We start from the raw sequence: 25,503 nt of genomic DNA, 5'->3' as shown, positions 1-25,503 counted from the left end.
ACACACAAGGAGCACCCATTCATTTGAGTGCTCCTTTTTAATATCGTGAAGAATTACTTCTTAATACGAAGGATTGGCTTAATGGTAATGCCTGTTTTTGAATCTTCAAACGCTTGATTAATATCCTCAAAATCATAGAATGTCACAAGCTTATCAAATGGAAATTGACCTTGCTTATAGTACTCAATGAGTCGTGGGACAATATACTTCGACGATACAAGCCCCGCAATATACCCTGATAGTTTCTTTGTTCCAAATAGAAACTCAGTGTTTAAGTCAATACCAATCTCTTGATATCCTGCACCAATAAGACATAACTCGCCTTGATTTGTTAATGCAGCAAGTGCACTTTTCGCAACCATAGAGTTTCCTGTCGCATCCACACCATAATGTACACCTTTTCCATCCGTTAAGGACCGTACCATTTCTGTGATATCCTGCGCTTTACTGTTAATCACATCTGTAGCACCCAGTTCTTTCGCAAGCTTCAAACGATCATCATTGATATCAACAGCAATAATCTTTAAACACCCTGAAATCTTTGCAGCCATCACAGCACTCAATCCCACTGCACCACAGCCATAGATTGCGATTGTAGACCCACTTTTTGGTTTTAACCCTTCTAAAACAGTCGCACTGCCTGTCACAATCCCACATCCCAATGGGCCTAATAACTCAAGATCTAAGGACTTATCAACCTTGATAAGATTTTTCTCATTGGTAACTGCATAGGTTGCAAAGGTCGATTGACCAAAGAATGTCGAGATTTCGTGTCCGTCTTTGGAAAGACGTTTGGTTCCATCTTCCATGGCTCCACCAAAATTAAGTCGTGGGATATGCTCACAAGAACCAGGTTTTCCTGTTAAACAATTGTCACAGGTACCACACAAACAACACGCCACAACCACATGATCGCCAGGCTTCACATAGGTTACTGCCTCACCGACTTCTTTCACAATTCCAGATGCTTCATGCCCTAACACAATTGGAAATGGAACACCCATATGCCCGCCTGCTGCGCCTGCATCAGTTGCGCAAACACCTGTCGCAACCACTTCGACCAACACTTCTGTCGCTTTGGGTTGATCCAATTCAACATCCTCTAAAACAAAGGGAGCACCCGCATCCCACGTCACTGCTGCTTTAACTCTCATATCATCTTCCTCCTTAAATATGACCACTCACAGCATAGTTCATATTGTTATAACCATTATAACTTGCGGTAAGAATTGAGACAATCCACCGATTCTAAGTTCGTCAAAACAAATCCAACTCATTTGTATTGATGCTTAGCGTATATCTAAGGATTAAAAAAGAAGGAATCAACACTTTTTATGGATAAACCTGCTTGATTTCGATCAATCGTCCGTTACTTCACAGTGTAATGACTCAATCGTTGATATAAATTATTTTTAACACAAAAATACCAAGACCTATATTAAGTCTTGGTATCGTTATCTAATCTTTAAATAAACAATCCCACTCAAACATCACACGCTCAAATGAGAAATGATTTGAACGTTGCTGAATAAGTTTGGAAACATAATTCCAGTGCGCTTCATCCTCAACAAGACTCAAAACCTTTTCAGTAAGTCCCTCAATTGAACATTGCGGGGCCAAGACTTCTTTTTGTAACGCACTGCCTACTACTTCCTTAAGTGCATCAATATCATACCCCACAATTGGAAGTCCATAACTCATTGCTTCCAACGAAACCATAGGAAGCCCTTCCCACCTTGAAGGCAACAAAAAGATACTTGCATGTTTATAGAATGTTTTCACATGTCTATGCGCACCATAGAAGACGACATGACGTTCAATGCCTAAATTTCTAACCATCGTTTCAATCGCAATCGTATCGGGGCCATTACCTACAACATGCCACGTCCAATCTGGATGTTTTTTAAACACTGGAATCAGTGCTTCAACCGCCAAATCAAGCCCTTTGGTTGGCTGTTTAATTCGTCCCACTGTAAGAATTCGTTTGTAATCGAAAACGGGTGTACTCTTACTTCCTCTAAAGGGCATTGGATTTAGAATAACCGTTGATTCAAGGTTAAACGCTTCATCAAATCGTTTCTTATCATGATGTGTTAAAACAATTAAATGATCGTAAGCTCCCATGGCCTGTTTGAAACGGTCATTTTTCTTCCACAAAAACCGCCCCTTATTCTCAAAATATCCTTCATACGAATTATGAAACCACGATATTTTCCGAGCATCAATGCCTTCTAATGCATCAGCAAGGGCAATGGATTGCTTCCCTTCCACCCCAATGATTACATCAAAGGCTTCATGCTTAAGATAAGCATGCAGTTTGTTTTTTGACGCTTGTGTTAAGCGAAAGTTTTGATCATGAATGTAAAGCTCAGGGTCGTGATGTATCTTTATACGCGGATCAATTTTATACAATTTTCGCTCCGGTGAATAGCCAGGATGCGTGTTCACGATCGTCACGTCATAGTAATTTACCCATTCATTCGCAAGGGATGTCACAACACGCGCTACGCCTCCGATTTTAAACACAGTGTTTGTAAACATTAACAGTTTCACACATACCACCCCCTATATTCTTATTGTACGTTAGTTGTACTTAAATCTATAATCAAAAGAATATATAGTCATAATATAATCATAAGTGACATGTGTTTTGATCGCTGAATTGAAACCTTCACCCTTATTGTAATTAAGATGCAGATTTATGTGTAAAGCATCGAATCAAACCGATGATTTCATCATTTGATCTTTAGTTCTTTCGATTATGAACACCCAAGGGTCCCTGCACAAACATAGTAGAAGAAAAAAACCAAACACTTCCACACTTTATTAGTATGGATTTGTTTGGTTCAATGTGTAATACCTTATGTTTATTAGCTCAACTTCGCAAGTCCATGATACAACTGATAGTACCGACCCTTTTGAGCCAAAAGTTCATCATGCGGACCGCGTTCAATGATTTCACCATATTCTAAGACGAGTATTGAATCGGCATTTCTTACCGTTGAGAGACGGTGGGCAATCACGAAGGTTGTTCGGCCTTGCATCAAAGCATCCATCCCCCGTTCAATCAATCGTTCGGTTCGTGTATCAATGGATGATGTTGCTTCATCAAGGATGAGAATGTGTGGATTAGAGACTGCAGCACGTGCAATCGACAACAACTGCCGTTGTCCTTGTGAGAGATTATCTGCTTTACCACGAATCTTTGTTTGATATCCTTGTGGAAGACGGCGTATGAACGAATCCGCATTCGCAAGTTTTGCGGCTTCAATTACCATTTCATCACTGGCTTCAAGATTCCCATAACGAATGTTATCCATAATAGTTCCTGAGAACAAGTGGGTATCTTGGGTTACCATCGCCATTTCCTTACGCAGATCATGTTTCACAATATCTTTAATATTAAGACCATCAATAAGAATCGATCCCTTACTGACATCATAGAACCGACTCAATAGGTTAATAATGGTGGTTTTACCTGCACCTGTTGAACCGACTAATGCAATCTTTTGACCTGACTTAGCATTAAAGGATAAATCTTTAAGAATTAATTTGTTTGAGTTATACCCAAAGGACACATGATCAAAGACTACATCCCCATGAATTGGGAAATCTTGACCCTTATGATGCCATGAATGGGTGTCAGAAGTAATCGTTCCTTCATCATTTTCTGGTTGAATTTCCAAGATATTGAAGATTCTCTCAGCACCTGCAAGTGCAATCAGAATCATGTTAATTTGACCCGTAAGTTGGTTTAATGGCATGGCACTTTGACGCACATACACAAGATAGGCAGTCAGGGATCCCACATCCAAAAGTCCACTTAAGGTAAAGAGTGCACCCATTACCGCAGACATTGAGTAATTTATATAGGAAATGCTCACAATCATTGGAACTAAACGTCCTGAATAGGTTGCTGCTGCAATGGCACTATCCCTTACTTTTTCACTCTCTTTAGTAAAGGTTTTAAGATCTTCGTGCTCATGATTAAACACTTTTGCTACCTTTTGACCTTCGATGATTTCTTCAATATACCCATTGAGATTTGCTAATGAGAGTTGTTGTTTCCGGAAATATTCCCGACTTTTTCCTGAGTTATAACGAACATATAACACCATCAAAAACAGTGCTGCAAAGACAACGATGGACAATTGCCAACTCAAGACCACAATCATAATCATTGTCCCAATTGTAACCGTTAGACTTTGAATCAACATCGTAAATGAACTGTTAAGCGCATCGGCTACTGTATCAATATCATTGGTAAAACTACTCATCATTTCACCATGGGTATGCGTATCAAAGTACCGAATGGACAGTTTTTCCATGTGTTCAAATAGGTCACGTCGAATGTTCGCAATCACCCGTTGTGAGACACGTACCATAAGTTGCGTATAGGTTAATGAAGCCGATGCCCCACAGAAATAAATGGTTCCTAAAATAAGAAGCTTTCGCAGTAATCCTTCCAAATCATGCATCGCAATGGTGTCATTAATGATTGGTTTCAACATGAAGGTTCCAAACACATTGGCTAAACTGCTGATGACTACTAAAATCGCTACGAGCATGACGGTCCACTTATAATCGCCCAAGTATTGAATCAAACGCGATAAAGCGGATTTTGTTTGTTGCGGGCGTTTTACACTCATGCCAACACCCCCTCTTGTTGGGATTGGTAAATCTCACGATACAATGGATCAAGCACCATAAGTGCTTCATGATCTCCTGCCGCATGAATTTCACCACCATCAAGAATGATGATTTGATCGGTATCAATCACGGATGAAACCCGTTGAGCGATAATGATTTTTGTGGTATCTGGATAACTCGATTTCAACCCCTCCCAAATACGTTGTTCCGTTTGACGGTCAAGGGCACTGGTTGAATCATCAAGAATTAAGATTTTTGGATTTTTTAGAAGGGCTCTTGCAATACAAAGCCGTTGTTTTTGTCCACCTGAGAAGTTTGCACCGCCTTGTTCAACACGGGAATTATACCCATCACTCAAGGCATCAATGAAATCATGGCAACATGCAATCTTACATGCTTCAATCACTTCATCAAGGGTTGCATCTTTCTTACCCCATCGTAAGTTTTCAAGAATTGTGCCTGAAAACAAGGTGTTTTTCTGAAGCACAATCGCAAGTTCTTCCCGTAAATGTCTTAAGTCATAATCACACACATTATGACCCCCAACAATTACTTCACCATCACTGACATCATAAAGTCGTAATATCAGTTGAACTAAAGAACTCTTAGATGAACCCGTTGTTCCCATGATACCAACCATTGACCCCGATGAGATCCAAAATGAAATATCATGCAGTACCGGTTCTTGTGATTCTTTAGAATACTTAAAGGTAACATGTCTAAAGACAATGGAACCATCTTTCAGTGATCGCAGCCCACCTTCATTTTCATCCAATTCAACCGGCTCCACAATCACTTCCTCAATCCGTTCAACCGATGTGAGTGAACGGGTAATTAATAAGAATACATTAGAAAGCATCATTAATGAATTTAAAACTTGAAGCACATAACTTAAGATCCCCGTTAAAGCACCAATTTGCATTTGATCCGCAAAGATTCGATTGCCACCAAACCAAATTATCGCAAGAATTGTACAATACATCACACTCTGAAAGAGTGGTAAATTCAGGGTTGCTACCCGATAGGTATTAATCCCTGTATCCCGTACATAATCATTCACTGCTTCAAACTTTTTGGCTTCAGTATCTTCGCGCACATAGGCCTTCACAACACGAATTCCCACTAAGTTTTCTTGAACAATTTCATTCACACGATCCACCGCTTCTTGAAGCATCTTAAAACGTGGTTCAATGCGTTTCACAATCATCACTAAGAAGGTCGCAAGAATAGGTGCGGCAATTAAAAACACAAGGGATAAATTACGGTCCATCATAAAGGCAAACACAATCGACATCACAAGCATCACAGGGGCTCTAAACATCGGGCGTATCCCATTGTTAATTGAACTTTGAATGATGTTAATGTCTGAGGTTAAACGAGTTATTAGGGATGCATTGGAAAACCCATCCAAATTTTGAAATGAAAACGTTTGAATTTTCTTAAACACATCAATACGCAATTGATTCCCAACATTAAAGGCAAAACGTGATGAATAGTGGGCATATAAATACCCTAACACAAGGGAAATCAGCGCACACATGATCATTAATGCCCCTTGTCGGTAAATGACACCTACATCCTGGTTCGCAATCCCTATGTCGATAATATCGGCCATAATCATTGGAATTGCAAGTTCAAACGCACTTTCCAGTGCAATACATAAAACAGATAAGATTCCAAATTTCTTAAACTGTTTGAAATACTTAAATAATATCAAAGCACCTCATCCTCTCTTCTTATAGTTTAACACATGAAACCCGTAGTTTTTCGTGATATGATATACTTCCATGGAGGCAAAAAATTATGACATCAACTAACACAAAAACAATCGTTGTCGCTGGGGGTTGTTACTGGGGTGTGGAAGAATACTTCCGTCGACTCAAAGGCATCATCGACACCAAAGCAGGGTTTGCCCAAGGCACCGTTGAAAACCCAACCTATGAGGAAGTCTGCACAGGACAAACTGACCATGCAGAAGCGGTCGTGCTTACCTATGATCCAAGCATCCTATCCCTAAGTGACATCGCTGACCATATTTTCAGAATCATTGATCCAACATCTCTCAACAAACAAGGGGGCGATATTGGGACACAATACCGCACTGGATTATACCCTTCTAATACAGAAGACCTCAAAGTGCTTCAAGACTTTGTGGATTCAAAACGAGCATCCTACAACAAACCCGTGGTTGTGGAAGTAGAAATGCTCCGTAATTTTTATGATGCACCCACCGACCATCAACTGTATCTTGTGAAAAACCCACATGGCTATTGTCATGTAGATTTTAGTAAATTGAAACCTGAAGAACTGAAATAATCATACACAAAAGCCGTTGTCACAATTCTCATGTGATAACGGCTGTTTTTAATTTATTTTGTTTTACCTAAGAGTCTAAACATATTGCGTTTGTATACTTCAACACCCGGTTGGTCAAATGGATTCACATCCAACATGTATACAGACATTGCTAATGCTTTGAAGAAGAAATAAACAAGATACCCAAAGGTATATGCATCGACTTTTTCAATTTCAATGATCACATTTGGAACATTTCCGGTAATTTCATGCGCTTCAAGTGTTCCTTCAAACGCTTTTTCATTTACCCAGTTCAAGCTCTTGCCTTCGAGGTAATTCAATTGGTCTAAGTCCCCTTCATCACTTGGGAATACCATATCCTCAATCGGATTCACAACACGAATGACCGTTTCAAAGAGATTCTTTGTGCCTTCTTGTACAAATTGACCCATTGAGTGAAGGTCTGTTGAGAAGTTCACACTTGCAGGAAGTAATCCCTTATCTTCTTTCCCTTCAGATTCACCAAACAATTGCTTCCACCATTCAGCTAAGAATACCAAATGTGGTTCATAACTTACAAACATTTCTACAGACTTGCCTTGTTTTTCTAAGATACGGCGTGTTACACCATATACATAGGCAGCATTTGTGGTAAGGTCATCGGTATTATAGTCATGCGTTGCATCTTTAACCCCATCCATAAGGGCATTAATATCAATGCCTGCAGCCGCAATTGGGAGTAAGCCAACTGGCGTAATTACTGAGAAACGACCCCCGATATCATCAGGAATGACAAAGGTTTCGTACCCTTTCTTATCTGCAAGTGGCTTAAGAAGCCCATTTTTCGCATCAGTTGTTGCATAGATACGACGTGCTGCTTCTGTTTCACCATATTTTTCTTCCATAAATTGACGAATCAATCTGAATGCAAGTGCAGTTTCAGTTGTCGTCCCTGACTTAGAAATTACATTACATGCAACCTCTTTGTCCTTAATGTAATCAAGAATACGCACAACAGCAGTTGAAGAGAATGTATTCCCAACATAAATGATTTCTAAATCTTTTTTACCATAAGGGTTTGTCATCATATCAATTGCAGCACGTGCACCTAGATAAGATCCACCGATACCACATACTAACAATACTTCCGCTTGATCTTGGATGCGTTTTGCACAATCTAAAATACGTGCAAACTCTTCTTTATCGTAGGTATTTGCCCAGTCTACCCACCCAACATAATCTGAACCTTTACCAGTTTTATCATGAATCATTCTGTGAATGCGTGATACTTCAGATTGATAACTGAGGACATCTTCATTCAATTTCGCATGACTTAAATCTACTTTTACCATAGGGGTCTCCTTTGCTTTAATCCACAGGGGCAAACTTTCTCTTAACGTTTCAAATCCGATTTTCATTTCTGGAACCAACGGTCTTTTTTCAGGTAACTTCACACGTTCTCTACGTCGCGAATAATTCATCGCTTTTAAAGATAAACGCAACTGACCCGTTTGTTTATCCACATCAAGAACTTTAGCGATGATGGTCTCACCACGTGATACAAATTGACGAATATTACGCACAAAATCATCCGATATCTCAGAGATATGGATGAGCCCCGTTGTATCTTCATCGACTTGTACAAAAGCCCCATAGGCTTGTATTCCAGTAATCGTACCTTCTATGATTTGTCCGTTCTTATATTGCCGCTTCATGAATTCTCCTTATTTCCAATTGTTATTATACCACATAACAAAAGATGTGGTATAATTTTTCATGTGAGGTGATACAGTGTTTAACGAATTTTATCCGCTTTTATGCGCAATCGTCGCGAACATCGTTGCACAACTTTTAAAACCGATTTTTCACTATATAAAGACCGGAAATTGGGATTTTAAAATGGCACTTGAAAGTGGCGGATTTCCAAGCTCGCACACTGCATTAGTTGTAGGACTTGCATTTGCAATCGGATATAGTGAAGGCTTTACATCAACCTTCTTCTACATCGCATTTTGCCTCATGCTTATTGTCGTATACGATGCTGCGAATGTACGCTATTATGCAGGCCAAAACATACGCATGACAAAACAATTAATCAATGACTTTGAAGTGTTAACCAAACACAAACTGACTGACCCCGTCTATCAAGAACGTGTGAAAACCGTACTGGGCCACAAATGGGTTGAAGTGATTGGTGGGCTTGTCCTTGGATTTATTGTCGCAACTGCGTTATACTTTTTTAGGTAGGTGATACTGATGGATTTAGAATCAAAGATTGTACATACCATAAGTCGTATCCGTCCATACATCCAATATGATGGGGGCGATATCGAGTTTGTGAGTGTTGATGAAAATGGACTGGTAAAGGTCCGCTTACTGGGAGCTTGTGTCGGTTGTGGCTTGGTTGATTTCACATTAAAGGGCGGTGTTGAAGCCTTATTAATGGATGAAATTCCAGAAGTTACAGGCGTAATTCTTGCGGAAGAAGAATTTCAAGAAATCTAAGATAAACGTTGGTTCTTAACATGATTGAATTCATGATAAAGGATCAACTTTTTTTTGTGCTTCTTCCCCACGCACACTCACCATCCCCACTTGACATCCAGGAATTGAAACAATCCATTCCCTACCCATAAACTATTTTATGACAGTGATACATAGGATGTTTATAACACAATTAGCGATTTGTATATGGATTGCCTTTTTATAAACGGTTGAGGGTCCATCCACCCCAAACAAAAGGATACTAAGTATCAAAAAAATAATTGTTTTTTTCATTTTTTATATTTACAATACCCTTTTTATTCTGTTATTATCATTTCATTAAGTTTATTTGAGAGGAGTGCTTTATGACTGATAAGCCCTATGAATGTTTTGGACTCAAATGTTTTGATGAAGAAACAATGATTAAGTATTTACCACGGCCTGTTTATACGAAATGGAAACAATCCATTCACAAAGAAGAACCGATGGATCGAGAAACTGCCGACGCAATTGCCCACGCAATGAAAACTTGGGCTTTAGAAAACGGTGCAACTCACTATTCCCACTGGTTTATACCAATGACAGGTTCCAGTGCAGAAAAACATGACGCTTTTTTAGAACCCGACTCAAAAGGTGATCCAATCTTTAGATTCTCAGGAAAGAATTTAATCAAAGGAGAAACAGATGGCTCAAGCTTCCCAAATGGTGGACTGAGACAAACTTTTGAAGCCCGCGGCTACACATATTGGGATGTTTCATCACCAGTATTTCTAAGAGGTCATGTTTTATTTATACCTTCTGTCTTTATTTCATTCCACGGTGACTCACTCGATGAGAAAGCACCCCTACTGAAATCAATGGACGCGATGAGCCAAGCATCAAAACGTGTGCTTCATGCTTTAGGTGATACCGATGTCCAATCCGTACGCCAAATGGTAGGTCTTGAACAAGAATACTTCTTAATCAAAAAAGAAGACTATTTCTCACGTGATGACCTGCTCTTTACGGGGCGTACGCTTTTTGGAGCCCGTCCCCCTAAAGACCAAGAGCTTGTAGGGCACTACTATGGTTCCATTCCATCCCATGTGGTTCACTACATGGAAGATGTGAATGAAGAATTGTGGAAACTGGGCATCTATTCCAAAGTAGAACACAACGAAGTTGCCCCATGTCAATTTGAGATTGCGGTTGTTTATTCCGATGCAAACGTTGCGGTAGACCGTAATATGCTGGTTATGGAAACCTTAAAACGCGTGGCTCTTAAACATGATATGGTCGCGCTTCTTCATGAAAAACCATTCTCCTATGTGAACGGTTCTGGAAAACACAACAACTTCTCCCTTGTCACGGATACAGGGATTAACCTTTTTGACCCCGGAGCAGTCCCTCACGAAAACATTCGATTCTTAGTCTTCGTTTGTGCTTTACTTCGCGCGGTTGAACGTCACAGTGCACTCTTGCGCTTTGCAGCATCAACATCCGGAAATGACCAACGCCTGGGGGCTTCTGAAGCACCACCAGCAATCATTTCAATGTTCATGGGTTCTGAACTCGAAGAAATTCTAAACCAACTTGAACACAGTGATGTGATCTCTAAAGCCAGTGATAAAGTGTACTACTCCCCATTAGGTTCATTAAAAGAGCTTCCAAAAGACAGCTCCGATCGCAACCGTACATCACCCTTTGCATTTACCGGTTCGAAGTTTGAATTCAGAATGCCAGGGTCATCAATCTGTGGTGCCTTTGTGAATACAACCCTGAATGCAATCATGGCAGAAAGCCTTGAACAATTCGCAGATGAACTCGAACAAAACCCAGACAACCCACTCCTTGTTTGTCAATCAATTATTAAACGACACAAACACATTATCTTTAATGGGGATGGTTACCATGATTCATGGGTAGAAGAAGCACGCCGTCGTAACTTACCAAACCTAAACCGTTACATTGATTCAACCGCTGCCCTGCTTTACCCAAAAACACTGGACCTCTTTTGCACATTGAAAATCTTGTCCAGTCGTGAACTTGAAGCGCGCAGTGAGATTTCATACGAACGCCATATTGAAACACTCAACACAGAAGTAAGAACCTTTGTATCTATGATACGTCGTGGACTTTTACCTGCTGTTGTGGATGAGATTACACGCACATCACAGACCCAAGTAAATACGTCAAGTAAATACCTTCAAGGACATGTCAACAAATGTGTGCAATTGGCCGATGATTTAAGCGATGCACTCGATGCATGTGAAAAAACGCTGGCTCAATGCCTTGGCATCGATTCATGCAAAGACCGTGCCATCACCATGGATAAAAACCTGCGTCCACACTTAATTCATTTACGGGATCTTTGTGATGAGGTTGAACTCCTCTTACCAGAAAAATCCTATCCATATCCAACCTACACTGAAATCTTATTCAAAGTGTAAACCTAAAGCTACAAACAACACACCCGCGATCTAATCTACGGTTTACGTTTGTAGCTTTTTTTACGGGCATATATACATCACGACAATTTAAACCCATGATAAAAAAATGAAGCAGTTGTGGATTCGAGATGAACCACCCAGATGGTCGTACACAAATCACTGACTGTTAGCACACATCGTCTTTTTTGTAATCGTGGCGTTTATACATATATCTTAGGTGTTGGAAAGCATCACCCTACCCTTGAATAAAAAAACATTCCTTCACACTTACATGAGGAATGTCTCAATTGATAGGATATCATCAATGCTTTTAAGTCTCACAATGATATCAAAGTATTGTTGATTGTTTTTATATTCGAGTTCATACATTAGAAGAAGGTGTTTTTCTTCATTGATTTTCTTAACATCAATCATCACAAGATTGTGTTCAATCCCTTTTACATTAAGAAGCTCTTCAATCATTTGATGCGAGAATTCATCTTTACAGGTTATCTTGATGCGGTTTGATTTTGGAACATGGACATAATTTTCCACAATCAAAAGTGATCCAATAATCCCTATAACACCCACAAATGCGATCGCAAAGTATCCCATACCACTTGCAATTCCAATTCCTGCAACAGCCCAAAGGGATGCGGCAGTGGTCAATCCGGTAATGGATTGTTTATGAACAAAAATGGTCCCTGCACCTAAAAACCCAACACCCGATACAATTTGGGCAATGATGCGGCTGCCATCCACACGGACGGAATCGCGTAATGATGGATCCAATGTTAGTGACAGTTCCAAGGTTTCACGCATGAGTTGAACTTGAATCAGTGCAAAAACACACGACCCCAAACATACAAGGATATGTGTTCTCAGTCCAGCGGGTCTGTTTTTTCGTGCCCGTTCAAACCCAATAATGCCCCCTAAGATCACAGAAGCTACGATGCGTGTGAGAATGTCACTCCAACTCATCGTTGACCCAACCCTTCATGAAGCACGCGTGTTTTCAATGCTTGGGTTTCATCAGAGATGCATTGAGGAATTTGACTTTCACGATAATCCGACCCAAACCCTTGCTCGCTGACAAGTACAATTGGTGGCATTTGAAGGCGTTTATACACAGCGTTTCGCATTTGCCGTGAAACCCAATCTAGATCTTTTATAAAGGCTTCTGGATCATCTAAGCCATAGGCTTTGAGATATTTCCCAAGGTTTGTATCAAGAATACTTCCATCAAGATACTTTTTCAATAGATCGTTGATTGAACCACCCATCAGATACAAGACTAAATGGTCATGGTAGCCCCACTTCATCGGATCAAATTGGCCTTCTGCTAGTTCAGCACTGGGTGCAAAATCCCAGGAAATCATGTCGCCTTCATCACTTGGAATCAAATTATGCGGGATGATTTCTTTATTGTTTGCGTCATTAATCGAACGTGCAAGGTCTCCCACTTCAAGTTTTGTAAGGTCCCCCAATATTGACAAGGCACCAATTGCATCACCATAAAGTGTTGCATAACCTAAAGCGACTTCGATTTTATTGCCGTTATTGACCACGACACCATTTTCAAGACTCGCAACACTCATTAAGGTATGCCCCCTTAAGCGTGCTTGAATGTTTTCGAAGGTCAGCCCTTCAACGGTTGGGTATCCAGATGTTTTGAGGCCTTTAACGGTTGCATCCACCATATCACCAATCGGGATTTCATGAAGTTTAAACCCTAGAGTTTGACTCAGATGATACGCATTGGACTTTGTAATATCCCGGGTGAATTGACTGGGCATCGTTACTCCGATTACACGCTCTTTACCTAAAGCATGAGTCAGTAAGGTTGCACTGACAGAGCTATCTAGCCCTCCTGAGACACCAATTATCCACTTTGGTCCATAAGGGAGTGCTTCTTCATCAAAGTAACGAATCGCATGCAACAAGCCTTGATACAGCTTGTGCGTTTTTATTGGGGATGCATTTTTGATATGATCCAAATCCACAATCGCAAGTTCTTCTTCAAACATATCATTCAATGCATAACAAGAATCTTTATAAGTTACTTGTGAATTCCCATCCATCAATAACACAGACTTCCCTGTATTTTGAAGACCCACTGAGTTCACATACACAAATGGAATCGGGAGATTCTTATGGTTGATGACAGCAGAACGTGATGATTCTTTTTTAAAAATCCAGGGTGAACACGAAATATTGATTAAGTAATCAGGGTTGTATTTTAATGCTTCTTGGGTTGGTGAAATCTCATAGGTTTCATCCCACATATCTTCACAAATCTGGATGGCAATTTTCTTTCCTTTAAACTCAAAGGGTTCAAAATTATGCCCTGATTTAAAATAGCGTGCATCATCAAAAACTCCATAGGTTGGAAGCAATGATTTATGATACACGCCAACAAGCGCTCCTTTGTGTGCAAAGAAGGCTGCATTATAAAGTTTACCATCGACAACATCAATATTACCCCAAATCACACCACACTCACCACTCATGTTGATGATGTCTTGATTCATGGACAATAAGAGATCTTGCATGTCTTTTTGATGATATTGGTCCGCGATAAAATAGCCACCCACGCACATTTCAGGAAACACGATGAAGTCCGCAGCATTATGAACCTTTTGAATCATATGCTTGATGGTCTTCAGATTGTGATACGGTTGACTGGCTTTAACTCTCATTTGAGCAATCGCACATTTCATGAATTTCCCTCCTTTTGAATAAAGGCTGCATATGCAAAGACACTGACTGCACCAACAGTACTTAAGGATACCCGTGCATCATAATCAAGACGCACCATATCCTGCACAGTGTCCAGTACATTTCGTGATAACCCACGATAAGCGCCTCCAATCACAATACAACTCTTTGAGTTAAAGGTGTAGTGTGTCAGTGATTGACTGGTGTCATTTCGATGGGCACCGACGATGCGTACCCCTTTTGATCCCATTTGGGTTAGCGTCTGTGCAAGATCATCACTGAAATGCCATACTAAGGATTCACTGGCACCCGCACTGGCGCGAATGAGTTTTGCTTCATGTTCATAGAAGTCATAGGTTGGCGTGATAACACCATCAAACCCCAAAGCGGATACGGTTCTTAAAACTTCCCCCATGTTATAGGGGTCACTTAACCCTTCAACACACATATACAACATTGATTCTTTATACTTTATATTATCACAAGTTCGTCCTTCGCATTCAACTGCGACACCCCCATGAGACTTCGTTTGTGTGAGTTCACACAAGACTTCATCACTGACAAACTCAACTGGGATCCCCGCACTTTTCGCAAGGCCTAGAATATACTTCGCATCTTTGTCCGCCCGTTTTTGACGCATATAGAGTTTAGAGATGGGTCTTTTTTGATGCTTTAAGATCGCTTTTACACTAATTTTCCCAACAACAATCATGAGGCACGTCTCACAAAGTCAAAGTCCTCAACATCAAAAGGCACCTTAATCTTCACGTTTTCTAAGGGTCTAAATACACGATCCACAACTTCATCTTTACTGTTAATTAATGTTTCAAGCACAAAGGTTTTATGATTCGTCTTTGGTCCAAAGACTTCCAGGGTTTCACCCACCTTAAAGTGATTTCTCACTTCGAGAATGACTTCATCACCATCCGTTGATTGAATAATGCCTAAGAAGTCCTGATTTGCAAGGCGACCATTTTCACCATAAATGTACCCTTCACGTCCAAATTCACTGTTTTCATAAAATCCAGTGAAGCTTTCTCTATTTTCTGCTTTTAATAAGGCTTCATTGCACAACGCGCGTGCGTTCTCAATATCGCCACCATTTTCAATGGTATCAATAAATCGACGGTATGCCGAAACCACACAGGCAAGGTAGTATTCTGATTTCATACGGCCTTCAATCTTTAAACTATACACTCCAGTCGCCAAAAGTTCGGGTAAGATCTCCGCTGTGCGCATATCCTTTGATGACATCGTAAACAGACACTCAGGGTCTGAAACCAATGCCTTTTGATCATCATAGATTTCATAACGCCAGCGACAACTTTGCGCACATCCACCGCGATTGGCATCACGTAAAGTCATATGATTACTCAAGGTACAGCGTCCTGAGAAATTGGTACACATTGCACCATGAATAAAGACTTCAATGGGAACATCCACATGCTTCATCAATTGATCGACTTCTTCCAAGGTTGTTTCACGCCCCAAGACCACACGATCTGCACCTAAGCGTTTTAAAAAGTTGACCGCTTTTGAATTGAGTGTGGATAATTGGGTGCTTAAATGCGCTTCAAGTTTTGGTGCAACCGACTTCACTAAACGCACCGCTTGAACTGATGCAACAATCACCGCATCCACCCCAATCCGTTCTAAATCCTTTAAGTATTGGGTAAACCCTTCAAGATCTTCATCATGAAAAATCATGTTGGCCGTTACAAATAACTGCGCCCCATGATCATGACAATATGTAGCGCCGTCTTGAATGTCTTCAAGCGTAAAATTACTGGCACGATATCTTAACGAATACTGTTTACCACCAATAAAAACAGCATCCGCTCCGAAATCAACGGCTGTCTTTAATCGATTTAAATCACCTGCTGGTGCTAATAGTTCATAACGACTCATGTGCATCACTTCCCTTTTTCAGTTTCTTGATACAACAATCCATGGGTTAAGACCATATCACAGGTCTCACTTAAGATTGTTTCAAATTGATCATAATCCTCTAAAATATCTAAAGACCGTACAACAAACAAAACATCTTCAATTTCAAGTCCCATCACATCAAAATACAACGTTTGAATCCCGGCTTCTTTTAGCGTTTGATAGACATGAATCCCCGAGTAAACATCCGGTGCATAGATATGTGTCCCATAGTGATCCTCAAGGGTCATATAAAGTGCATCCCGTTTGGCTTCTTTCATCCAATACAGTTGACCTGTACGAATATCGACATTACGGTATTGCGCATATTGCGTTAAATGTTTACGTCGTGACGCACTCATCAATTGATACCCAAAGAAATGCATACCACACACGTTGGTTTCTTTGCTGATACTCACAATTTCATCCAAGGTCAATTCACGGCCTAATACCACTTCATCTGCACCCATGTCATGCATTGTTTTCACATCGTCGATATTGGTCATGGTTGTATCGGTATCTAAAATAACCTTGACATCCAGACCCAGTTCAAACACAATTTCTAAAACTGCCAAGTCTGATGCCGTGATTTCTTCAATGCCCCCTTCAACTAAAGACTTAATTTCATGTTTCAGTTGATTGAGTTCATGTTCAAAATAGAACCGATTAAAACACCCCACGACCGGGATTTTCTCATTCACTTCAATCATTTCTTGGATTGTAAAGACTTCAACTTGACGTGCTGCGCTAAAATAAGAACCCATTAAGACTTTATCCACACCATTGCTGAGGTAGTTTTCGACTTGATTCAAATTAACCAGCGGTACAATTTTACGCATATTCATCACTCTTTCATTTATCGGATAATACGAACATGTCGTTCAACATATTCACTACTTACTACATAACGCATGCGATTGCGTTGACTTTTCTCAAAGAAAATAAACATTAAATACCATATAAAGACAATCCCAGCTGCTGCTACAAGAAGCATCCAAGGATAGCCCACAATCGATTCAATCAAAGCTAAGGGTGAATTATCAACTGCTGCCATTAAGAAGAAGTAGTTACTGCCTAATACCAGATTGATTCCATAGACAAGTGCAGACAACCCAAAGAGACAGACTACGGATGTTCTAAAATATTTGCGTTGGGGTCTAAACCCAAGATAAAGCACGTTAAAAATTGGAATACAGAAAATAATACCATGGACTAAGAACGTTTGGAAGGTTTGAATGTTAAACCATGGTGCATGGTTGTAGTTAAAAAGAAGTGCCATGAGTGCCCCAAAGGTCCCTGCATAATAGGTAAAATTCTCCAAAAACTTACTGCGTGTCATCCACCATAATGGCATTAAAAAAATCATAAAGCCACAAAGATGAATGGGTAAGTGTTCTGTTAAGTCGTACCCACCCGATTGAATTAACCACACTTGACGGATTAATTCTAAGATGGGCAGTGCCCAAATTAACGTACGCATCGTTTTTTGACGCATCATTTGATTTTGGTTGTATCCAATCCAAAGGACAACACCAACTAAGAGAAGCGTAATTGCCAATAGAATCATATAGACTGTTGTGAACGGCTCAACAGAAACCCCCTCTACTGGGTTTGGATAGAATTTAAAAAAATTCATACTTGGTAAAACGCCCATCCACAATATACCAAGAGTAAATCAAGAAAGACTCCGTTCAAGCCGACTAAATTTAGTAATCGTTGGAATTCATACACACCAAAGATATCCAAACGGATTCCCATGATGAAGACTACAATCAATGAGATGACAACTTTGCCAAACCATCGATTGTTCTTTTTTCTACCTGGCAGTAAAAATCCCCCAATGACTAACAGTAAGATACAGTATACCAAGGTTAAGATCCACCCAAATCCACCCGGTATTAATTTTTCAAGTAAATGATAGACAAGTGCACTTGCGATAATTACCAAAAGTGCAGACCAATAATTTTTCATGATTTCTTCTCCTCAAAGTGCATGCGTATCAAAGCGCCCACAAACATTGCGATTGATGGGACGATTGTTGAGACAACCCACCACAATGACAGAATACTTTCTGTAGGAAGACGGTACATATACGTACCAAATAACGCATTCAGTAAACTATAGATTAACCATATATTTCGTAAAGTATACCAATAGGTTGAAATATAAATCGCACCATATACTAAGATTAAAAACAACGCTAAGAGTATTAATGCACGATCCAACAATAAATAGTACAGGGGTTGATCGTCTCGGTTCACACCCAAAATGATTCCCACTACTACATATGCGATAAAGTTCCAAAGGGATACCCCCACTACTTGAACCCAAATTGGAAACTCATTGAGCATATCAAACAGAGGATGTCCCATATAAAACACAAGTAAGTGAATGAAACTTAAGACAAAGTGTCCAAGAAACACAAACAATACAATGCGTCGAAATATTTTTTTAACTTCTAATTTTTCCATATACAACTCACCCTCTACTGTTCCTTATTATATCACTATTTTATAGTTTTACGACACACCCCTTTGGCAGGTTCTTGTAAAAACATGCTATCACCAAAGGAAAAGAAGCGATATTTTTCATCAATTGCATGTTGATACGCATGTTCAATCACTGACTTCCCTGCAAAAGCACTCACTAACATCACTAAGGTCGACTTTGGTAAATGGAAATTTGTAATGATTGCATCCACCCCTTCAAAAGTATATCCTGGATAGATAAAGATATCACTATCGCCTTCACATGCCTTAAACGCCCCATATTTTTTTAGAATCGTTTCAAGGGTTCGAACCGATGTTGTTCCAACTGCGATAATACGACGACCCTTTGCTTTTGCTTCATTTAATAGATCTGCAGTTTCTTGGGACATCATATAATGTTCCTCATGCATCTTATGGGTTTCAACCGTTTCAACCTTCACTGGTCTAAACGTTCCCAATCCCACATGAAGGGTTACTTCCGCAATACTCACCCCTAAATCTTTAATTCGATCCATCAAATCTGGTGTAAAGTGAAGCCCTGCAGTCGGAGCTGCTGCGCTGCCATCCACTTTCGCATAGACGGTTTGATAACGATTTGGATCTTCAAGGCGTTCATGGATATACGGAGGTAGGGGCATTTGCCCTAATTCATCCAGCACTTCCAAAAAGATACCATCATATTCTAGGTCAAAAAAGCGAATGCCCTCTTCCCCAATTTTAGTACACACAGCGATTAATCGCCCTTCACCAAAGCTCAACCGGGTTCCAAGTTTTACAACTTTCGCATTGCCCACTAGGCATTCTACACGGTTACCTTCAAACTTTAGAATCAACAGTTCAACATGAGCACCGGTCTCTTCTTTAATGCCAAAAAGACGGGCTGCGATGACCTTTGTGTTATTCACAACCAAGACATCTCCCGATTTAAGATAATCCACGATATCATAAAAATGACGATCTTCTAGGTGATCTTGTGCCACAACAAGCAGTCGTGATGTTTCACGATTTTTAAGGGGAACTTGGGCAATAAGTTCCTCTGGTAAATTAAAGTCAAAATCATTTACATTCATAATAGGTAACCCTCCTCAACGTTGGTGTATGTGTGTAAAAAATTGCATCTTAGATTGAATCCTTCAACCAAAAATGCAATTTCCTTTTAAAATCCTGATTTTGTTTCATGAAGCTCATAGGCTTCATAAACCTGATCTCTAAGTTCTAAGAGCCGATCTTCTTCAATCGCCAACCGAATGTCTTCCATTAACTTCAGTAAGAATCTAAGGTTGTGAATCGATAATAACCGCATTCCCAATCCTTCATTACAACGAATCAAATGTCTTAAATAGGCTTTGGTATAGTTTTGACATGCTTCACAATCACATGCAGGATCTAAGGGCGTAAAGTCTTCTGCAAACTTATTGTTCTTGATGTTAACACGTCCTTGTGTAGTCATGGCAGCACCATGACGTGCAATTCGTGTGGGTAAGACACAATCAAACATATCAACACCCCGTAACACACCTTCAAAGATTGCATCAACAGAACCAACACCCATTAAATAACGCGGCTTGTCTTCAGGTAAAAATTCAATCGCATCATCAATCATCTTGTACATCACTTCTTTGGGTTCACCCACACTGGTACCCCCAATAGAATACCCTGGGAAATCCATTTCCACCAGTGATTTTGCACTGTGATGACGCAGTTCAGTAAACGATCCCCCTTGCACGATTCCAAATAACGCTTGATCATCGGGTCTTTGATGTGCAAGTTGACCACGTTTTGCCCAACGAAGGGTCCGCTCAACGCTGTCTTTCATGTATTCATAGGTTGCAGGATAGGGCGGGCATTCATCAAAACTCATAATAATATCCGCACCCAAATCATTTTGGATTTGAATGGCTTTTTCAGGGCTTAAGAAAAGCTTATCTCCATTGAGATGATTCCTAAACGCAACACCCTCTTCTTCAATCTTACGAATTTGACTCAAAGAGAACACTTGAAATCCACCGCTATCAGTCAAGATTGGGCCATCATAGTTCATAAATTTATGAAGTCCCCCTGCTTGTTTCACGATATGTTCACCCGGTCTTAACCATAAGTGATAGGTGTTACTCAAAATCACCTGAGATCCGATCTTATAAAGATCCTCAGGTGATAGAAACTTAACAGTCGCCAAGGTTCCCACAGGCATAAACATCGGGGTTTGAACCGTACCATGTGGGGTTGTAATGGCGCCACGACGGGCTTTTGACCGTATATCTTTTTTAATTAATGTATAGTCTAATGGTTTTTTCATAGACCTATTGTACCATGTTTTTCTCACGATTTGCATTCTTGCGTTCATGACTCTTTAAATAACGTTTACGAAGACGAATATTGTGCGGTGTTACCTCCACAAGTTCATCATCACGAATAAATTCAAGGGCATATTCAAGGGTCAATGGAATTGGCGGTACAAGACGCATTGCTTCATCTTTACCCGCAGAACGGATTGACGTTGCCTTCTTATTCTTGGTTGGATTGACTTCCATATCCATGCTCCGTGCACTAATACCGACAATCATGCCTTCATAGACATCTGTTTGTGGTCCAATAAAGAATTGACCGCGTTCTTGAAGGTTGAAAATTGAGTATGTCATGGATACACCTGCTTCTGTTGAAACCATTGAACCATTTTGACGTTGGGCAATTTCCCCTTTCATTGGTGAATAACCATGGAACTGACGCACCATTGTCCCTTCACCACGGGTCATATTGATAAAGTCACTTCTAAATCCAATCAAACCACGTGTTGGTACATACCACACTTGTTTAATCATACCGCGATCTTCACCCATATCCACCATTTCACCTTGTCGTAAAGACATTTGGCTAATGATCGATCCAGAATATTCATCCGGCACTTCAATAATTACTTCTTCAATTGGCTCACATGTATGACCATCAATGACTTGTGTGATAACTTGTGGTTTACTAATCGCAAGCTCATAGCCTTCACGACGCATGTTTTCCACAAGAATCGATAAGTGAAGTTCACCACGCCCTGATACTACAAAAGTATCGGGTGACGCAGTGGGTTCTACACGAAGTCCAACGTTGACTTCAAGTTCTTTTTCAAGGCGTTCTTTAATATTACGCGAGGTTACATATTTACCATCTTGACCCGCAAATGGAGATGTGTTGACCAAGAAATTCATCGACAAGGTTGGTTCTTCAACCTTAATTGCAGGTAATGGAAGAATGTTATCCAATTGATTAATGGTTTCCCCAATCGAAATATCACTGATTCCAGATACTAAGACAATGTCACCACTGCCCGCACTTTCAGTTTCAGTTCGGTTTAATCCTTTATAGGTAAACACACCTGCGATTTGTGCACGACGTGTTTTTCCTTCTGCATCAGAAACCATCACTGTTTGACCTTTTTTCACAGTCCCTTGATAAATACGACCAATTCCTAACCGTCCAATATAATCATCATATGCTAATGATGAGATTTGAAGTTGAAGTGGTAAATCATCTTTATCTGGATACACCTTGGTATGTTTCACAATGGTTTCGAAAAGAGGACGAATGTCCTTCCCTTCATCATCAAGGTTGTATTGCACGATATGTTTCTTCGCAATACCATAAAGAATTGGGAATTCCAATTGATCATCGGTTGCGTCAAGATCCATAAAGAGCTCATACACTAAATCAATGACTTCATTCACACGACGATCGGGTTTATCGATTTTATTAATCAGAAGAATTGGTTTGAGTCCAATTTCTAATGATTTCTTAAGGACAAACCGTGTTTGTGGCATCGGTCCTTCTGAACTATCCACAAGTAAAATAACAGTATCCACCGTACGGATAATACGCTCAACTTCACTTGAGAAGTCAGCGTGCCCTGGAGTATCCACGATGTTGATTTTAATGCCATCATAGTTTACACTACAGTTTTTTGAGTAAATGGTAATTCCACGTTCACGTTCAATCGCATCACTATCCATGACTTGTTCTTGAACCACTTCGTGGGAACCAAATACACCCGATTGTTCAAGCATTGCATCGACTAATGTACTTTTCCCCGCATCAACGTGGGCAATTACCGCAATATTTAATAATTTTTGCATACGCATCACATTTCCTATCTATAACTGCGTTATTATACACCACTGAAGGGTCATTATACAAAAAAAACATAAAAAAACATGTGAAAAGACACATGTTTATAAGTTTGAACTGTCTAAAATCGCTTTCAGCGTATCAGCAGACACCTTTAAATCATGGCGTTCTTGTTGGCTATATGGGACTTCCACAACTTGTTTGACACCACTTCGTGTCACAATCGTCGGAACTGAGATATAAACATCTTCTAACCCATATGCACCACTTTGAAGTGTCGAAACGGTCAAGATTGAGTTTTCACCACGAAGGATGACTTTCACAATATGGGTAATCGCAAGGGCGACTGCATAATTGGTAAAGCCTTTACGATCAATGATTTCATAGGCAGCATTTTTAACTGCATCTGTGATTTCATTTTTATGTTCTTCAGGAAACTCTAACCCAATGTTACGGCAATATTGTTCGATGGTAAGTCCTGCAATGGTTGCCAGTGACCATGTCGCAATTTCAGTATCTCCATGTTCACCAATAATATTCGCATGAATATTGCGGGCATCCACACCAAACTCTTGCGATAAAATGGATTGAAAACGCGCGGTATCAAGAACGGTTCCAGAGCCAATCACACGTTCTGCAGCAAAGCCTGATAACTTATAAGTTACATAAGAAAGAATATCTACAGGATTTGATACAACCAGTAAAATTGAATCCGGGTTATTGGATGCAATTTCTGGAATCATTTGTTTGTAGATTTCAATATTCCGATTGACTAAATCAATCCGTGTTTCACCGGGTTTTTGTGCCAGTCCTGCAGTAATAATTACAATGTCAGAACCCTTGGTATCACTATAGGTGCCACTTCTTACATTCACTGGACTTACAAATACTTGCCCTTGAACGATATCCATCGCTTCACCTTCTGCTTTTTTCGCATTGATATCGACAATGACGATTTCAGACGCAAGGCCATGGTTCACCAGTGCAAATGCAGTTGCAGAACCAACAGAACCCGCACCGATAATTGATATTTTAGTAGTTTTCATGTTTCAAACCTCCCTTGCATCTATTATAACGCTTAATCCCATGAATGCATCGCAATGTACTTCAAACTTATAGCATTCTGATCACTTTTCGTCTATGATTAAGAGTGAGGTGAAATACATGTCACAGTATAAAGGTTTTTATAAAAAAAGTATTGCAGAACGTTTGGAAATCCTAAAACGTGATCGGCACATTAACCCCGATTATTTTGGGTCACTTCCAGCTTCTACCTACAATAATATGATTGAAAATGCAATCACAACATTCGAACTTCCAATGGGAGTTTCGCCAAATTATTGTATTAATGGAAGACAAATTGTCATTCCGATGGTCACAGAAGAACCCTCAGTAATTGCCGCTTCAAGTAATGCCGCAAATATCATTAAACAAAATGGAGGCTTCACAAGCAGTGTCATTTCCCGTGTCATGCGCGGTGAGATTGCTTTTGTGAATCCAAACAATCCCCAAGCCATCCAAGACTTCATTGAGACACACCAAGAAGCACTCTTTGACAACGCCCATCAGGCGCACCCATCGATTATAAAACGGGGTGGTGGGGTTCAATCCATCACGACACGACACATCACCAAAGACGATAACACCCTTGTGATTGTGGATGTCTTAGTGGACACACAAGAAGCAATGGGCGCTAACATGATTAACACCATCTTAGAAAGCCTCAGAACACTCATTGAAACAAACACCCAAGAACACGCCCTTATGGCGATTCTCACAAACAATACGCCAGAATGCCTCGTCCATGCACACTGCACCCTTGACCCATCAACCTTAAAGTTCAGCGATACCATTGGTCAAAAGATTACTGAAGCAAGCCTTTTGTCTAAACTTGACCCCTTTAGAACCGCTACCCACAACAAAGGTATCATGAATGGTGTTGATGCAATCTTAATCGCAACCGGCAATGACTGGCGCGCGGTCAATGCTGGCATATACAGCTATCATTCACGAAACGGACAGCTTGAACCCTTCACAACCTGGTCATTAAATGATGAAGGCATGATTTGTGGTGAAACAACCCTGCCATTAGCGTTAGGCAGCGTTGGTGGAAGCATTGGACTCAACCCTAAAGTAAAACTTGCCTATGAGATTCTTGGGTTTCATGATGTGAAATCCTTAATGGAATGCATTGCCTGTGTTGCATTGGCGCAAAACTTCGCCGCAATCTATGCGCTCACAACCGATGGTATCCAAAAAGGACACATGGCACTCCATGCACGTAACCTGGCTTTAAAGGCAGGTGCAAAACCCACTGAAGTTGAAGCATTGGTACACCTACTCTTAAAACAACCCCATCTAAATTCAGACACTGCCAAAGCGTGTCTAGAACAACTCAAAGCGACACACTCTTCCTAAGTTGT

At 40.2% G+C, this 25,503-nt stretch carries 22 protein-coding genes and 1 pseudogene; 5 read left to right on the top strand and 18 right to left on the bottom strand.

Translation table 11 applies throughout. The annotated features are described in order from the left end of the window. Nucleotides 1–53: 53 nt before the first annotated feature. The 4 genes from AOC36_RS01810 to AOC36_RS01795 all read right to left on the bottom strand — a co-directional run bounded on the left by AOC36_RS01810 (nucleotide 54) and on the right by AOC36_RS01795 (nucleotide 6,367). The gene (locus AOC36_RS01810; RefSeq protein ID WP_067630601.1) at nucleotides 54–1,154 is read right to left on the bottom strand and encodes an NAD(P)-dependent alcohol dehydrogenase; all 1,101 of its coding nucleotides are present in this window, start codon (nucleotides 1,152–1,154) and stop codon (nucleotides 54–56) included. 304 nt (nucleotides 1,155–1,458) lie between these two features. Next, nucleotides 1,459–2,553 carry a glycosyltransferase gene (locus AOC36_RS01805; protein ID WP_067630598.1) on the bottom strand — a complete coding sequence of 365 codons (1,095 nt, stop codon included), beginning with the start codon at nucleotides 2,551–2,553 and terminating at the stop codon, nucleotides 1,459–1,461. Between the two features lie 317 nt (nucleotides 2,554–2,870). After that, on the bottom strand, nucleotides 2,871–4,649 hold the full coding sequence (locus AOC36_RS01800; RefSeq protein WP_067630595.1) for an ABC transporter ATP-binding protein: 1,779 nt from the start codon (nucleotides 4,647–4,649) through the stop codon (nucleotides 2,871–2,873). Continuing rightward, entirely contained in the window at nucleotides 4,646–6,367 is a 1,722-nt protein-coding gene (locus tag AOC36_RS01795; RefSeq protein ID WP_067630592.1) for an ABC transporter ATP-binding protein, read from the bottom strand. Before AOC36_RS01795 ends, AOC36_RS01800 begins: the two co-directional genes overlap by 4 nt. Before the next feature lie 86 nt (nucleotides 6,368–6,453). Between AOC36_RS01795 and msrA the strand changes: the two genes are divergently transcribed. Further along, the gene (msrA, locus tag AOC36_RS01790) at nucleotides 6,454–6,966 is read left to right on the top strand and encodes a peptide-methionine (S)-S-oxide reductase MsrA (protein ID WP_067630589.1); all 513 of its coding nucleotides are present in this window, start codon (nucleotides 6,454–6,456) and stop codon (nucleotides 6,964–6,966) included. Between the two features lie 53 nt (nucleotides 6,967–7,019). Here the strand turns inward: msrA and AOC36_RS01785 are convergent, their stop codons facing one another. Continuing rightward, nucleotides 7,020–8,297: a glucose-6-phosphate isomerase gene (locus AOC36_RS01785; protein WP_067634548.1), complete on the bottom strand. Its 1,278-nt coding sequence runs from the start codon at nucleotides 8,295–8,297 to the stop codon at nucleotides 7,020–7,022. Nucleotides 8,298–8,372: 75 nt separating this feature from the next. Then, nucleotides 8,373–8,660, bottom strand: a pseudogene (locus AOC36_RS12430) (S1 RNA-binding domain-containing protein); the annotation flags it as partial. Nucleotides 8,661–8,736: 76 nt separating this feature from the next. Here AOC36_RS12430 and AOC36_RS01780 point away from each other — a divergent pair. From AOC36_RS01780 to AOC36_RS01770, 3 genes are all read left to right on the top strand, one after another. Continuing rightward, complete coding sequence (locus AOC36_RS01780) at nucleotides 8,737–9,192, top strand: divergent PAP2 family protein (protein WP_067630586.1); 456 nt, start codon at nucleotides 8,737–8,739, stop codon at nucleotides 9,190–9,192. A 9-nt stretch (nucleotides 9,193–9,201) separates the two neighbouring features. Further along, the gene (locus tag AOC36_RS01775) at nucleotides 9,202–9,450 is read left to right on the top strand and encodes a NifU family protein (protein ID WP_067630583.1); all 249 of its coding nucleotides are present in this window, start codon (nucleotides 9,202–9,204) and stop codon (nucleotides 9,448–9,450) included. A 344-nt stretch (nucleotides 9,451–9,794) separates the two neighbouring features. Next, nucleotides 9,795–11,858: a glutamine synthetase III domain-containing protein gene (locus AOC36_RS01770; protein ID WP_067630580.1), complete on the top strand. Its 2,064-nt coding sequence runs from the start codon at nucleotides 9,795–9,797 to the stop codon at nucleotides 11,856–11,858. Nucleotides 11,859–12,125: 267 nt separating this feature from the next. Here AOC36_RS01770 and AOC36_RS01765 read toward each other — a convergent pair whose 3' ends face one another. The 12 genes from AOC36_RS01765 to AOC36_RS01710 form a co-directional block, all read right to left on the bottom strand. Then, nucleotides 12,126–12,818: an MgtC/SapB family protein gene (locus AOC36_RS01765; RefSeq protein WP_067630577.1), complete on the bottom strand. Its 693-nt coding sequence runs from the start codon at nucleotides 12,816–12,818 to the stop codon at nucleotides 12,126–12,128. Beyond that, nucleotides 12,815–14,557, bottom strand: a complete 1,743-nt coding sequence (nadE, locus tag AOC36_RS01760) for an NAD(+) synthase (protein ID WP_067630574.1) — start codon at nucleotides 14,555–14,557, stop codon at nucleotides 12,815–12,817. Before nadE ends, AOC36_RS01765 begins: the two co-directional genes overlap by 4 nt. Continuing rightward, on the bottom strand, nucleotides 14,554–15,267 hold the full coding sequence (locus AOC36_RS01755) for a TrmH family RNA methyltransferase (protein ID WP_067630571.1): 714 nt from the start codon (nucleotides 15,265–15,267) through the stop codon (nucleotides 14,554–14,556). The genes nadE and AOC36_RS01755 overlap by 4 nt, the downstream gene beginning before the upstream one ends. Beyond that, nucleotides 15,264–16,463, bottom strand: a complete 1,200-nt coding sequence (locus tag AOC36_RS01750) for a peptidase U32 family protein (RefSeq protein WP_067634546.1) — start codon at nucleotides 16,461–16,463, stop codon at nucleotides 15,264–15,266. Before AOC36_RS01750 ends, AOC36_RS01755 begins: the two co-directional genes overlap by 4 nt. A gap of 5 nt (nucleotides 16,464–16,468) precedes the next feature. Beyond that, a complete protein-coding gene (locus AOC36_RS01745; protein ID WP_067630568.1) occupies nucleotides 16,469–17,320 on the bottom strand; it encodes a peptidase U32 family protein in 852 nt (283 codons plus the stop codon). 17 nt (nucleotides 17,321–17,337) lie between these two features. Next, entirely contained in the window at nucleotides 17,338–18,117 is a 780-nt protein-coding gene (locus AOC36_RS01740) for a YwaF family protein (protein WP_157777124.1), read from the bottom strand. Further along, nucleotides 18,114–18,452 (bottom strand): hypothetical protein, encoded by a 339-nt coding sequence (locus AOC36_RS01735; protein ID WP_067630562.1) that lies wholly within the window; start codon nucleotides 18,450–18,452, stop codon nucleotides 18,114–18,116. The genes AOC36_RS01740 and AOC36_RS01735 overlap by 4 nt, the downstream gene beginning before the upstream one ends. Beyond that, complete coding sequence (locus tag AOC36_RS01730; protein ID WP_067630559.1) at nucleotides 18,449–18,952, bottom strand: hypothetical protein; 504 nt, start codon at nucleotides 18,950–18,952, stop codon at nucleotides 18,449–18,451. The genes AOC36_RS01735 and AOC36_RS01730 overlap by 4 nt, the downstream gene beginning before the upstream one ends. 35 nt (nucleotides 18,953–18,987) lie before the next feature. Continuing rightward, nucleotides 18,988–20,040 (bottom strand): tRNA preQ1(34) S-adenosylmethionine ribosyltransferase-isomerase QueA, encoded by a 1,053-nt coding sequence (queA, locus tag AOC36_RS01725; protein WP_067630556.1) that lies wholly within the window; start codon nucleotides 20,038–20,040, stop codon nucleotides 18,988–18,990. Between the two features lie 86 nt (nucleotides 20,041–20,126). Further along, complete coding sequence (gene tgt, locus AOC36_RS01720) at nucleotides 20,127–21,266, bottom strand: tRNA guanosine(34) transglycosylase Tgt (protein WP_067634544.1); 1,140 nt, start codon at nucleotides 21,264–21,266, stop codon at nucleotides 20,127–20,129. A 4-nt stretch (nucleotides 21,267–21,270) separates the two neighbouring features. Beyond that, the gene (typA, locus tag AOC36_RS01715) at nucleotides 21,271–23,088 is read right to left on the bottom strand and encodes a translational GTPase TypA (RefSeq protein ID WP_067634542.1); all 1,818 of its coding nucleotides are present in this window, start codon (nucleotides 23,086–23,088) and stop codon (nucleotides 21,271–21,273) included. A 96-nt stretch (nucleotides 23,089–23,184) separates the two neighbouring features. Next, a complete protein-coding gene (locus tag AOC36_RS01710; RefSeq protein ID WP_067630553.1) occupies nucleotides 23,185–24,126 on the bottom strand; it encodes an L-lactate dehydrogenase in 942 nt (313 codons plus the stop codon). Between the two features lie 118 nt (nucleotides 24,127–24,244). Here AOC36_RS01710 and AOC36_RS01705 point away from each other — a divergent pair, with 118 nt between their 5' ends. Beyond that, nucleotides 24,245–25,498, top strand: coding sequence for a hydroxymethylglutaryl-CoA reductase, degradative (locus AOC36_RS01705; protein ID WP_232505381.1), 1,254 nt, complete (start codon nucleotides 24,245–24,247; stop codon nucleotides 25,496–25,498). Nucleotides 25,499–25,503 lie beyond the last annotated feature (5 nt).

The sequence above is a fragment of the Erysipelothrix larvae genome, assembly GCF_001545095.1.
Lineage (GTDB): Bacteria > Bacillota_I > Bacilli_A > Erysipelotrichales > Erysipelotrichaceae > Erysipelothrix > Erysipelothrix larvae.
This window is presented reverse-complemented; position numbering and strand designations above follow the sequence as displayed.

Bases quoted from the DNA above. Each gene is read 5' to 3' on its own strand.
- AOC36_RS01810 (WP_067630601.1), bottom strand. From the start codon at position 1,154: ATGAGAGTTAAAGCAGCAGTGACGTGGGATGCGGGTGCTCCCTTTGTT.
- AOC36_RS01800 (WP_067630595.1), bottom strand. From the start codon at position 4,649: ATGAGTGTAAAACGCCCGCAACAAACAAAATCCGCTTTATCGCGTTTG.
- msrA (WP_067630589.1), top strand. From the start codon at position 6,454: ATGACATCAACTAACACAAAAACAATCGTTGTCGCTGGGGGTTGTTAC.
- AOC36_RS01785 (WP_067634548.1), bottom strand. From the start codon at position 8,297: ATGGTAAAAGTAGATTTAAGTCATGCGAAATTGAATGAAGATGTCCTC.
- AOC36_RS01775 (WP_067630583.1), top strand. From the start codon at position 9,202: ATGGATTTAGAATCAAAGATTGTACATACCATAAGTCGTATCCGTCCA.
- AOC36_RS01770 (WP_067630580.1), top strand. From the start codon at position 9,795: ATGACTGATAAGCCCTATGAATGTTTTGGACTCAAATGTTTTGATGAA.
- AOC36_RS01765 (WP_067630577.1), bottom strand. From the start codon at position 12,818: ATGAGTTGGAGTGACATTCTCACACGCATCGTAGCTTCTGTGATCTTA.
- nadE (WP_067630574.1), bottom strand. From the start codon at position 14,557: ATGAAATGTGCGATTGCTCAAATGAGAGTTAAAGCCAGTCAACCGTAT.
- AOC36_RS01755 (WP_067630571.1), bottom strand. From the start codon at position 15,267: ATGATTGTTGTTGGGAAAATTAGTGTAAAAGCGATCTTAAAGCATCAA.
- AOC36_RS01750 (WP_067634546.1), bottom strand. From the start codon at position 16,463: ATGAGTCGTTATGAACTATTAGCACCAGCAGGTGATTTAAATCGATTA.
- AOC36_RS01745 (WP_067630568.1), bottom strand. From the start codon at position 17,320: ATGCGTAAAATTGTACCGCTGGTTAATTTGAATCAAGTCGAAAACTAC.
- AOC36_RS01740 (WP_157777124.1), bottom strand. From the start codon at position 18,117: ATGAATTTTTTTAAATTCTATCCAAACCCAGTAGAGGGGGTTTCTGTT.
- AOC36_RS01735 (WP_067630562.1), bottom strand. From the start codon at position 18,452: ATGAAAAATTATTGGTCTGCACTTTTGGTAATTATCGCAAGTGCACTT.
- AOC36_RS01730 (WP_067630559.1), bottom strand. From the start codon at position 18,952: ATGGAAAAATTAGAAGTTAAAAAAATATTTCGACGCATTGTATTGTTT.
- queA (WP_067630556.1), bottom strand. From the start codon at position 20,040: ATGAATGTAAATGATTTTGACTTTAATTTACCAGAGGAACTTATTGCC.
- tgt (WP_067634544.1), bottom strand. From the start codon at position 21,266: ATGAAAAAACCATTAGACTATACATTAATTAAAAAAGATATACGGTCA.
- typA (WP_067634542.1), bottom strand. From the start codon at position 23,088: ATGCAAAAATTATTAAATATTGCGGTAATTGCCCACGTTGATGCGGGG.
- AOC36_RS01710 (WP_067630553.1), bottom strand. From the start codon at position 24,126: ATGAAAACTACTAAAATATCAATTATCGGTGCGGGTTCTGTTGGTTCT.
- AOC36_RS01705 (WP_232505381.1), top strand. From the start codon at position 24,245: ATGTCACAGTATAAAGGTTTTTATAAAAAAAGTATTGCAGAACGTTTG.